Origin of the sequence: Mesorhizobium sp. M0019 (assembly GCF_040323975.1) — a bacterium.
Classification (GTDB): Bacteria; Pseudomonadota; Alphaproteobacteria; order Rhizobiales; family Rhizobiaceae; genus Mesorhizobium.
This window is the reverse complement of sequence record NZ_JAMYVK010000023.1, coordinates 13490-24986: the sequence shown is the minus strand read 5'-3', so window position 1 is coordinate 24986 and position 11497 is coordinate 13490. Positions and strand designations below refer to the sequence as shown.

Below are 11497 nucleotides of genomic sequence, written 5' to 3'. Positions count from 1 at the left end.
ATCAGCTGTCGCTCAGCCGGATTTCATTCCAGCTTCCATGCCCGGCGGCAAGGATCTCGGGCCTTGCCTCGCCGGCCTCCTCCATCAGGGCAACGATGCGGCCTCGCAGCCATGCACGCGTCTCTGCGTGATCGGGCGAAGCTATGAGATTGGTTAGTTCGTTTGGATCGGCATCGAGGTCGTAGAGCCTCGCCTCGACATAGAAATCGCTGCCGGAATCCCGCCAGCCGTCTTTTCCCGGTGCCTCGACCTCATATTTCCACCGTCTGGTGCGCAAGGCGCGGCCGACATGGTGCTCGCTGATTTGAATGAATATCTCGTCGCGCGGCGGCCGTTCGCCCTGCAGCGCGTCGAGCAGCGAGACGCCCTGCATCGAATTGGGCACTTTCAGGCCGGCCGCGGCGAGCAGGGTCGGCGCGAGATCGACGAGGCTGACCAGGCCTTCATATGTGCCGATGCGCTGGAAGCCGGGGCCGTGGAATAGCGTCGGCACGCGGATCGACGCCTCATGACAGGAACGCTTGTATTCGTTGTTGCGGGTCTTGAAGTGACAGCCATGGTCGGAGGTGAAGAGGATGATCGTGTCGTCAAGCCGGCCAAGGCTGTAGAGCGCCTCGATCAGCCGTCCAAACGCCTCGTCGAGGCGTGCGACCATGCCCAGATAGCCAGGGAAATGTTCGGCTGTCGTGCCGCCAAGTGCTGCGAGATCGCCGGGAATGGCGAGCTTCTTGCGGATCCTCTCCTCGTATCCGAGCGGGGCAGGGTAGTTGTCCGTCTGGTTCTGGTGATGCGGCTCGAGGAAGGACAGGAATAAAAAGAAGGGCTCGGCTTCGCTCGAGGCGACATAGCGGATTGCAGCGTCGGTGAGGGCATCGACGCGGTATCCCGGCAGCTTCACCGCCTTGCCGTCATTGTCGTGGACGACGGTGTCGAAGGGGCCGGAAGTGAACTCCAGGATGTTGGAGGCCAGCCAGTAGCGATAGCCGCCGCGTTCTTCCTGGGTGACCGGCTCGGCGGACCCCAGGTGCCACTTGCCGATGTAGGCGGTGTCATAACCTGCCGCGACGAAATGATGCGCGAGCGTGCGCTCGCTCTTAGGCAGTGGGATATCGTTACGGTAGCAGCCGGTCGTAGTCGGGTACCGCCCCGTCTGAAAGACGGAGCGGGCGGGGCCGCAAACGGGCTGGCATGTAAACGAATTCGCCAAGAACGTGCCGGTCCCGGCGAGGCGGTCGAAATTTGGCGTAAGCTCGAGCGGATTGCCATGGACACCAACGGTGTCCCAACGCTGCTGGTCGGTGAAGAAGACGATCACGTTCGGTCGGCGGGACGTCATAGGGTGCAATGCCTCCGAATGGTCATTTCATGCCTGCCAGCATCACGCTGCGGACGAAGTAGCGCTGCGTGAAGAGGAACAGCAGCAGGCTCGGGATGAAGAGAATGATCCCGCCCGTCGCCGTCAGGTTCCACTGGGTGAAGAATTCCTGGTTGAAAAGCGTCAGTCCCGTCGTGATCGGCCGCATTTCGGTGGTGTTGACGGCGACCAGCGGCCAGAGGAATTCGTTCCACTGGAACACGAAGGTGAGGAGGGCCAGCGTCGCCAGTGCCGGACGGACCTGCGGCAGCACGATGCGCCAGTAAAGGCCGAGTTCCGAGCAGCCGTCCATCCGTGCAGCGTCAAGCAACTCGTCGGGAATCGGACGGATGAACTGCCGCATCAGGAAGATTCCGTAGGCGCTCATGGCGAATGGAAGGATAAGGCCCTGATAGGTGTTGAGCCATCCCATCCGCGCGGTGAGCACATAGAGCGGGATCATGCGGATGAAGAATGGGATCATCAGCGTCGACAGCACCGCGACAAACATGACGCGCTTACCGGCGAATTCCATCTTCGCGAAGACGTAGCCGATCAACGGATCGAAGATCAGATGGAGGAAGGTAATCCCGCCGGCGATGATGAAGCTGTTGAGCGTGAAACGCGCGAACGGCGCCTTCTGCCAGATGTCGATGTAATTCGTGAATTGCCACGTCTCGGGGATCAGAATCGGAATGCCGCTGAAGACGTCGGCATCGCTCTGCAGCGACAGCGAAAGCATGTAGAGGACGGAAAGATCGACAGCGCCACGCAGAAGAGCAGCAGTAGGTAGGACGGGAGCGTTTTTGCGAATGTCATGCCAACCTCAATAGGTGGTTTCGCGGTTGAGCAGGCGGAACTGAACGAAGGTGATGGCCAGGATCAGCAGGAACATCAGGAAAGACAGCGCCGAGGCGTAGCCGATGTTGAGCTCGAAGAAGGCTGCCTCGAACACGTGCAGGCTGAAGAACCGCGTCGCGTCGGCCGGTCCGCCCTTGGTTATCAGGTAGGCCGGCGCCAGCTCCTGCAGCTGGCTGATCGTGCTGACGACCGCGATGAACAGCGTGGTCGGCGTCAACAACGGCCAGGTCAGATAGCGGAATTGCTGCGTCGGCGTGGCGCCGTCGATGGATGCGGCATCATAGAAGTCGGACGGGATCGACTGCAACGCGGAGAGGTAGATCAGCATGGCATAGCCGACATCCTTCCAGACCGTGATGGCGATGAGGGTCGGCAGCGCGGTCGAGGTGTCGCCGAGCCAATTCTGGGTGGGCAGCCCAAGCTCGGCAAGGAAGCTGTTCAAGATGCCAGTGTAGGGATCGAGAATTGCCTGCCACATCAACGCGACGATCACGAAGGAGGTGATGTAGGGAAAGAAGATGATTGCGCGGATCAGAGTGCGCCCCGGGATCGGCCGGTTGAGCACGACCGCCAGTCCGAGGCCAATGGCGATGCTGGCCGCGGTGACGCCTATCGCGAAGGCCAGCGTCACGAAGAGCGACTGCCGAACGCGCGCGTCGCCGAGGGCAGCAACGTAGTTGTCCAGTCCGGCGAATCGGCTCTCGCCGATCAGCGGCTGGCCACTGTACAGGCTCGCCCAAAACTCCAGTCCTATCGGATAGAAGAAATAGACCGAGAAATAGAGGATTGCTGGCGACAGCAGCAGGTAAGCGAGAAGCGTTTGTCTGGTGCGCCGGCTGAAGCGGCCAGCTCGCCGGGTCGACATCGCGCCGACGCCAATGTCCGTATCGGCCGTATCGGTGCTGCCGCTGATAAACATCGGCCTAGTTGTTGGCCAGGATGACGTTGGCCTCGGCCGCGAATTTCGGCATGATCTCGGCTGCTGGTTTCTGATTGTAGATGATATCCTCGAGCGCACTCTGCAGAAGCTTCTCGATTCGCGCGTGCTTGCCGGTGAGGCGCAGCTCGGCGGTGACGTCTTGCGCGTAAGGCAGGCATTTGCTGAAGCTGCCGATGACCGGATCGGCCTGAACCTCGGCGTTTTCGGCCCAGGATTTGCGCGGCATCGTCATGCCCGCTTCCTTGGTAGCCGCTAGTTCCGTGTCGAGCGCGACGAGCCGCTTCAACAAGTCCCAGGCCTCCTTCGGGTGCTTGGCGTCCTTAGGGATCATCACACTGACGCCGCCCGCGAACGTCGCCTGCACCTTGTGCTTGAGTGATGGCGCAACCGCCCAGTTGAGCTTCGGGTTGCCCGAGCGGATCGGCTTCACGTCCCACGGACCGGTTATGATCATTGCGACCCGGTTGGCCGTGAACAGCTTTTGCGGACCCTCATAGTCAGCACCCGCCGCCGGCTTGGTCGCTGCTTTTTCCTTGTGGATCAGGTCGGCGAGGAACTGGATCGCTTCGATCGCCTCAGGACTGTCGAGATTGACCTTGTTTGTCTTGGGATCGTAATAGCTTACGCCGTTCTGCAGTAGCCACGACGAATAATATCCGATGCTGGGGTTGGGAGCGAAGCCGAAGCGGGCGCCGGTCGTCGTCGCCTTGGCAACCTTCAGGAACTCCTCCCAGGTCGCAGGCGGCGCGTCGAAGCCCGCCTGCTTAAGCATATCGACGTTGTACACGAGGGTGGCGCAGGTGAGGTGGATCTGGACGCCATAGTACTGGTCGCCGAGTTTGTTGCGCTCGACGGAATAGGCTTGCCAGTCGTCGGGATAGCCGATCGCCTTGCCGTCTTGTTGGATGAAGTCGTTCAGCGGCCGCAGCAGATTCCGCTGGCCAAATTCCTGCACCCAGCCGCCGGGTTCGGCGACGAGATCGGGCGCGTTCTTCGCCGCAAAATCCGCCACCAGCTTGGTGCGCATATCCGGCCACTGGAATTTCTCCCACTGCACCGACCATCCGGTATGATCGGCCTCGAACTTCGCTATTGCATCGGCATAAGCTTGATAGGCGTGGCCGGCGTTCCAATAGAGCGTCAAGGTCTCGGCATGGGCCGCAGTCGCGGTCGTCAGGGCCACGCCCAAAACCATGCCGTGCAGGAATCCGACTGACTTGTAGCGGCTCATCTTGGTCTCCTCCCTGGTTTGCCACCCGCCTTCCTCACAATGGATGGCGTCATATTATTCGATTAATATACCCGCTAGACCGCAGTTTTTGTCAAGCTCCGACTGTAATGCAGTGCATAGTTCTGGCCGAACTCGGGCGGAGCTATCTACAGCGCGCGATGGCGAAGTTGCTTCCGGTACCCGGTATGGACGATCGCGGCCTAACCTGGAAAGATCGTGAAACCGCCATCGACGCGGATTACCTGCCCGTTGATGAAGCGCGCGCGCGGACCGGCGAGGAAGGCCACCGCTTCGGCGATCTCTTCAGGCTCCGCATACCGGTTCAGCGATTTCTTGCTCGAATCCATGCGCTGCGGATCGACCACACGGCTCGCCTGGAACCGTGCCGTCTTGGTGGCGCCGGGGCTCACCGCATTGACGCGTACGCCATCGTCGATCAGTTCCTTGGCGAGGCAGCGCGTATAATGGACGACAGCCGCCTTGAGCGTCGAGTAGACCACCTCGGGCGAGCATCCGATATGCGCTGCCGCCGAGGCGATGTTGATCACCGAGCCTGAGCCACGCTTGACCATCGGCGGAACGAACGCCTGGCAGACCAGCATCGTGCCGATGAGGTTGTTCTCGGTTAGAACCTTGATGTCTTCGTAGTCGATGTCCAGTGCGTTGTTGGGATTGGGCTTGACGCCCTTGGCGCCGATGTCGCCGCCGGCGCAGTTTACCAAGACGTGCACGTCGCCGAGCTCCGCCTCGATCTTCCTCTTCATTTCCGCGACAGCTTGCTTGTCGCCGATGTTGCCGGTGACCGCGGTGATGCGCGTCCCATGCTTCTCCAAGCCCCTGGCAGAGTCGCCGAGGTCCGCGAATTCGCCATATTGAGATGGCCGGGCCCAATCGAGGTCGTGGACCGCGACGTTTGCGCCAAGTTCGGCCAAGCGGTCGGCCATCACGCGGCCGAGGCCGCGTCCCGAGCCGGTGACGAAGGCGGTCAGGCCGCTGAGTTCTCGGGCAGTCATGCTGATTTCTCCATTGCAATGAAATCGAATTTCATCATGTTGGCGGCGCTGCGCCGGATCATGTCGAGCTCGTACGAAACGAGCGCACCGTCATCATCGCGCTCCCATGGCGTGCGGTAGTCGGCGTCGTCCGCAAGGCGGTTCAGGCGCGCAGCACTCAGGCAGGCCGCGAATTCGCGGGCGGTCTTCGGCGCATATCCGTTCCACCAGTCGTCGGTGAGACAGCGAACGTGACGGGCCTCCAGCGCGCCGGGCTCAAGCACCGCCGTCAGCGTGTCGTGGTGCTCGCCAAGGATGGCTGCCAGTTCGGCGAAAGGCACGGCGCCGTCGCCGATCGCGCAGCGGACCAGGCGGTAGCCCTCATCCGTGAACTGGACGCGATAGTCCTTGAGGTGAACGTGGCGGACATGGGGCGCGATCCGGCGCGTGAAGGCAAGCGGCGCCTCGCCGACAGGAAAGGTGTTGCCGGTGTCGTAGGTGATGCCGACACCCGGCCCGCCGAGTTCGCAGAACGCAACCAGTTCGTCGCTGCCGAAGTCCTGATGGTTCTCGATGCCGAGCACGCGTCCCTCGGCCGCCGCACGCGGCCCCCATTCCGTCAAGGCAGCGCGAATCGTTGCGTTGAACTCGCTCCATTTCGGACCCCACGCATTGCGGTCGCCGCACAGGACAGGCGTCAGTGCGATACGGATCGTCGTCGCCTCGAGCAGGCGCGCAGCCCGAAAGGCGTTGTCCAGCGGACCTGCCACTAGAAGTCCGCCGCTCACCACCGGGACGATGTCCAGCGCGGCAAGACGCCTGCGCAGGGCGACGATTTCGGCGTCAGTCAAGTCGGTCAACCAGGGTTCGTAGATCTCGAGCGTGCGTGCGCCCAGTTCCTGCGCCAGCGTGATGAAGCCTTCCAGCCCCACGCCGTCCGGATTGTGCCGCGGCGTGCCGCGGCCCTGCAGGCCGAGATAGTAGGTCAGTCCGTAAGGGTTGAGGCCGAGACGAAACATCAGCTTGGCGGTTCCAATGGAGAGCGGAGAGGCGTCACTAGCGCAGACCGGCATCGACGGTTATGGACTGTTTGGTGATCATGCGGCTGTCGTCGGCCGCCAGGAAGAGCACGGTGCGTGCAATCTCCTCGCCCAGCAGGACGCGGCGAATCAATTGCCGCTGCACCGTCTGGTCGACTGCCTCCTGCGTCTTGAACCACAGCTCGCGCTGCCGCTCGGTCATGACGGCGCCGGGTTCGATCGCATTGACGCGGATGTTATCCGGTCCGAACGACCGCGCCAACGCACGCGTCAGCGCCACCACGGCCCCCTTGGCGGTGGCATAGGCCACCATCTGGTCCGCTCCGAACCGCCAGGCAATGGAGGAGAAGTTTATGATCGAGCCGAAGCCGAGTTCCTTCATATGCGGATGCACTGCCTGCGCGGCGAAGAAGTGATGCCTCAGATTGACGTCGAAGCTGCGGTCCCAATAGTCGGCCGTTACCGCGTCGATGGGATGGCGCTGATCATTGGCTGCGTTATTCACCAGGACGGCGACCGGACCAAGCCGCGCGCGCACGCCTGCTACCGACGCCTTTAGCGCATCGACGTCGGTCACATCGCAATGGAGATATAACGGAGCCTGCCCGGCGGCACCAGCGAGCTCGCGCACCAACGCCTCCGCTGGTTCGTCCTGCACATCGAGAAAGGCTATCCGGGCGCCGTTCGCCACGAAGGCGCGGACCATATCGGCGCCAATGCCGGAGGCGCCGCCGGAGATCAGCACGACCCGATCGGTCAAGCTCGGATAAGTCGCGAATTGTACGGACATCAAACTACAGAAGCGCCTTGGTTGTTGGATCGAACAGACAGGCACGCGACATGTCGATGCCGAGCGTTATCGTCTCGCCCATGACGGGAGCGTCATCCGGCTCGAAACGGCCGGTGATCTCCAGGTCACCCAGCCTGAGCACGGCAAGCGTCTCGGCCCCGGTAGGCTCGACCAATTCGACCGGCGCCTGCATGGACGCCACAGCAGGTTTGCGCGACTTCAGATCGGTCGTGAAACGGTAGATGTGTTCCGGCCGGATACCGAGCACGACGTCCTGTGGCGCACCGGCGGGCATCGGCGCGGCAAGGGCGAGGCTGGCGTCGCTGCCGTCAGCGGCGCGTACCGAGATGCTGGTCGAGCCCGTAAGCCGGGCGGGAATGAAATTCATCGCCGGCGATCCCATGAAACCGGCAACGAACATGTTGGTCGGCCGGTCGTAGATCCGCTTCGGCGTGTCGAACTGCTGTACCGAGCCCTGGTTCATCACCGCAATGCGGGATGCAAGCGTCATCGCCTCGACCTGATCGTGGGTGACATACACCGTGGTCTTGCCGACGCGATGGTGAAGCTTCTTGATTTCGGTACGCATGTCGACGCGCAGCTTGGCGTCGAGGTTGGACAAGGGCTCGTCGAACAAAAACAGCTTCGGGTCGCGCACGAGGGCACGCCCCATCGCAACGCGCTGCCGCTGGCCCCCCGAGAGCTGGCCGGGCTTGCGTTTAAGCAGCTGTTCGATCTGCAGGAGTGCGGCAACCCGCTGGACAGCTTCCGCCTGCGCCGCTTTTGGCACGCCGCGGCTCTCCATGCCGAAGGTGATGTTCTGGCGCACCGTCATGGTGGGATAGAGGGCGTATGACTGGAACACCATCGCAATATCGCGGTCCTTGGGTTGCACCGAGTTCACCAGCCGGTCGCCGATCCATATCTCGCCCGACGTGACGGTTTCCAGTCCGGCGATCATGGCGAGCAAGGTTGACTTGCCGCAACCCGACGGGCCGACAAGGGCGACGAATTCTCCGGTCTTAGCCTCGAGATCGATGCCGGCAAGAATCTCGAGCGAGCCGTAGCTCTTGTGAAGGTTGCGGATCATCAACGCGGACATCGGCGACGCCTCATTTTATGGCGCCCTGGGTGAGGCCGCGCACGAAGTATTTTCCACCAAACAGATAGATCAGCAGCGGAGGCAACGCGCCGATCAGCACGGCTGCGCTCATCACATCGTAAGCACGCGCGGTCGTGCCGCCGGCCGTGAGCGCGACCAACGCCGCCGTAATCGGCTGCTGCTGGCCCGATGTGAAGACGACGCCGAACAAATACTCGTTCCAGATGCCGGTGAACTGCCAGATGACGGTGACAATCAGAATCGGCGGCGACAGGGGCAGGATGATCTTGCGGAAGATCCGCCAGAAGCCGGCGCCGTCGATGCGTGCCGCCTTGATCAGGTCGTCCGGTATGCTGACGTAGAAATTGCGGCAGAACAGGGTGGTGAACGAGATGCCCTGGACGACGTGGATCAACACCAGCCCGTATGTGGAATTGGTCAGGCCGAGCTTGCCGAGCAGGAACGCCCACGGCATCAACGAAATCTGGCCGGGCATGAATACGCCGAGCAGCATCAGATTGAAGATCAGTTCGGAACCCCTGAAGCGCCATTTGGAGAGGATGTAGCCGTTCATGGCGCCGAGAATGGTCGAGATGATGGTGGCGGGGATCGTCATCGCCAGCGAGTTGAAGAAATTGCGCTTCATGCCCTCGCAGGTACCGCTGACGCAGTAGGATCCCCAGGCCTGCGCCCACGCATCGAACCGGAAGCTGCGCGGTACGGAGATGAGGCCGTTGCGGGCAATCTCCGACTGCTCGCGCAATGAGTTGAAGATCACCACCAGCAATGGCACGAGATAGACGACCGCGAAAAGCGTCAGCACGGCATAGACAAGGAAGCGACTCCAGAAATGCCGGCGCGTGGCAGCGGCTTCTTCCGGATCAAAACGGGCATTAGGGGCAATTTCAGCCATTGCGGCCCTCCGCCCGCCGGCGCCAGACGATCCACAAGGAGTACGGCACCAGCACCACCGCGACCGCCGCGAGCATCATCATCGCCGCGGCGGCACCCTCGCCGATTTGGCCGCGCTGGAACATCAGGTCGTAGACATAGATGGCGGGGAAGGTGGTGGACACACCTGGGCCGCCTCGCGTCAACGCCGCCACCAGGTCGAAGGTCTTGATGGCGAATTGTATCTGAATGACCGCCACCGCCAGGAATATCGGAGCGATGGTTGGCAGGATGACCCTCCGATAGGTCCGGAAAACCGACGCGCCGTCGATTTGCGCGGCTTTGACGAGATCCGGATCGACCGACCGCAGACCGGCCAGGAAAAGTGCCATTGCGAAGCCGGACGACTGCCAGATACCGGTTATGATCACCGCATAGATCGCAGTGTTGCGGTTGGCCGTCAGGGCGAAGCTGAAGTCGGTCCAGCCAAGCCCGCGAACGAAGGCCTGGATACCGTCGACAGGATTATAGAGCCAACTCCACACCGTACCGGTGACGATGAAGGACACCGCCAACGGGTAGAGAAAGATGGTGCGCCAAACCGCCTCGCCGCGGACGCGCTGGTCGATCGCGATCGCGAGCAGCAGGCCAACGGCCATCGAGCCAACGATATAGAAGCCGCTGAACAGGAAGAGATTGGTATAGGCGATGTTCCAGCGCCGGTTTGCCCAGAGCGAAGCGTAATTGTCCAGGCCGACGAACCCATAGGTCGGCAACAGCGACGAATTGGACAGCGAGATGTAGAGCGTCCAGAGCATGAAGACGAAAACATAGATGAAACTCGCCGCTATCGACGGCGCCAGCACCAGAATGGGCACCATCGTGCCCAGGCGCTCGCGCCACGGAGGGGCCGCGGCAGCTGCGGCTGGTACAATCAGATCATGGGTGGACATCGGGCTGCTCCGGCGAGGTCTGGCCGGGAGCTTCGCCCCCGGCCATCATCGGCAGCGTCACTTCTGCGCTTCGGCCGCATCCGCCATCGCATTGGCCGCGTCCTGCGCACTCATATCCGGCGTTGCTACAAACTCCGTGATGCTATCCATTATTGCGCCGCGGACCTTTTGCGGAACCGTCATGTTGTGCGCCATCGAACGCACGAGCGTGCCGGCGGCGATCGAGGCTTGCAGATCCTTTTGCGAGAGCTGCTGGCAGGGATTGAAGCCGTTCGAAAGATCGACGTCGAGGCGGGCCGGAATGGACCCTTTGGTCTGATTGAAAATGGTCTGGAATTCGGGCGACAGGATGATGCTGGCAAGCAGCTTCTGTCCCTCGATATAGTCCGGATCCTTCTGCTTGAAGAACACGACCGAGTCTGAATTCAAGATGAAACCGGGCTTGCCCCAATCGGTCGGCGCCTGGGCGCAGACATAGTCGGTGCCCTCCTTGAAGCCGCCGGCCGTCAGCAGGCCGATCGTCCAGTCGCCCATGATGTGGAAGGCGGCCTCGCCGCGGCCGACGAGATGCGACATGGTATCCCAGTCACGCCCGTTCATGCCGGGGTCCATGTACTTCGAGGTCATGGTGCGAAACTGCTCGAAGGCCTTGACCATGCCGTCGCTGCGCATGGCATCGACGTCGCCCTCGACGAAAGCTTTCTTGTAGAGATCGAGGTCCTGACCGTACACGACCACTTCGAAGACGGTCGAGTCGGTCCAGTCGGCGGTCGAGTGCGAAATGCAGATCTTGCCGCTGGCCACGATCTTGTCGCAGGCGGCGTTGAATTCCGCCCATGTCTTCGGCATCTCGGTGACGCCCGCGTCCTTCATGACCTTCGGCGATGCCCACAGCCAGTTGATGCGGTGGATGTTCATCGGCGCGGCCACCCAATTCCCGGTCGGCTTCATCACCGGCAGCAATTCGGGAGCGACGACCTTCTCCCAATTTTCCGCCTTCGCCAGGTCGTCGAGATTGGCTGTCATGCCCGTCTCGTTCCATTCGGCGATCTCGGGGCCTTTGAGCTGCACAGCGGGAGGTGCGTTGCCGGCGATCACATCAGCACGCAGTTTGGCCAGGGTATTGGCCGTATGGCCTGCGATGGAGGTCTGCTGCCAGGTGCCACCCTTGGCGGTAAACATCTCGCCGAGCTTGGCGATAGCCTGGGCGTCCGATCCGGTGGCCCATTGATGCAAGAGGTTGGTCTTCGGCTCCGCGAGGGCTGTTCCGGTAATCAAGGTGAAGGCGGTAGCGGCCGCAAAGGCCGTCCTCAGGTATTTCATCGTTTCACTCCCATATGTGA

At 61.8% G+C, this 11497-nt stretch carries 11 protein-coding genes; all 11 read right to left on the bottom strand.

Features of this window, described 5'->3' with window-relative positions; genetic code table 11:
• Position 1: 1 nt before the first annotated feature.
• The 11 genes from NKK47_RS17820 to NKK47_RS17770 all read right to left on the bottom strand — a co-directional run bounded on the left by NKK47_RS17820 (position 2) and on the right by NKK47_RS17770 (position 11477).
• A complete protein-coding gene (locus tag NKK47_RS17820; RefSeq protein ID WP_352577742.1) occupies positions 2–1336 on the bottom strand; it encodes a sulfatase family protein in 1335 nt (444 codons plus the stop codon).
• Between the two features lie 22 nt (positions 1337–1358).
• Positions 1359–2096 carry a carbohydrate ABC transporter permease gene (locus tag NKK47_RS17815; protein WP_352577741.1) on the bottom strand — a complete coding sequence of 246 codons (738 nt, stop codon included), beginning with the start codon at positions 2094–2096 and terminating at the stop codon, positions 1359–1361.
• Positions 2097–2180: 84 nt separating this feature from the next.
• A complete protein-coding gene (locus NKK47_RS17810; RefSeq protein ID WP_352577740.1) occupies positions 2181–3134 on the bottom strand; it encodes a carbohydrate ABC transporter permease in 954 nt (317 codons plus the stop codon).
• Between the two features lie 4 nt (positions 3135–3138).
• On the bottom strand, positions 3139–4386 hold the full coding sequence (locus tag NKK47_RS17805; RefSeq protein WP_352577739.1) for an ABC transporter substrate-binding protein: 1248 nt from the start codon (positions 4384–4386) through the stop codon (positions 3139–3141).
• A 200-nt stretch (positions 4387–4586) separates the two neighbouring features.
• Positions 4587–5399, bottom strand: coding sequence for an SDR family NAD(P)-dependent oxidoreductase (locus tag NKK47_RS17800; RefSeq protein ID WP_352448128.1), 813 nt, complete (start codon positions 5397–5399; stop codon positions 4587–4589).
• The gene (locus NKK47_RS17795) at positions 5396–6397 is read right to left on the bottom strand and encodes a sugar phosphate isomerase/epimerase family protein (RefSeq protein ID WP_352448127.1); all 1002 of its coding nucleotides are present in this window, start codon (positions 6395–6397) and stop codon (positions 5396–5398) included. The genes NKK47_RS17800 and NKK47_RS17795 overlap by 4 nt, the downstream gene beginning before the upstream one ends.
• A 37-nt stretch (positions 6398–6434) precedes the next feature.
• Entirely contained in the window at positions 6435–7208 is a 774-nt protein-coding gene (locus tag NKK47_RS17790; protein WP_352454144.1) for an SDR family NAD(P)-dependent oxidoreductase, read from the bottom strand.
• A 4-nt stretch (positions 7209–7212) separates the two neighbouring features.
• A complete protein-coding gene (locus NKK47_RS17785; protein ID WP_352454145.1) occupies positions 7213–8310 on the bottom strand; it encodes an ABC transporter ATP-binding protein in 1098 nt (365 codons plus the stop codon).
• A 10-nt stretch (positions 8311–8320) separates the two neighbouring features.
• Complete coding sequence (locus NKK47_RS17780; RefSeq protein WP_292660005.1) at positions 8321–9223, bottom strand: carbohydrate ABC transporter permease; 903 nt, start codon at positions 9221–9223, stop codon at positions 8321–8323.
• On the bottom strand, positions 9216–10154 hold the full coding sequence (locus NKK47_RS17775) for a carbohydrate ABC transporter permease (RefSeq protein ID WP_352577738.1): 939 nt from the start codon (positions 10152–10154) through the stop codon (positions 9216–9218). Before NKK47_RS17775 ends, NKK47_RS17780 begins: the two co-directional genes overlap by 8 nt.
• Positions 10155–10211: 57 nt before the next feature.
• Positions 10212–11477 (bottom strand): ABC transporter substrate-binding protein, encoded by a 1266-nt coding sequence (locus NKK47_RS17770; RefSeq protein WP_023675509.1) that lies wholly within the window; start codon positions 11475–11477, stop codon positions 10212–10214.
• Positions 11478–11497: the final 20 nt, after the last annotated feature.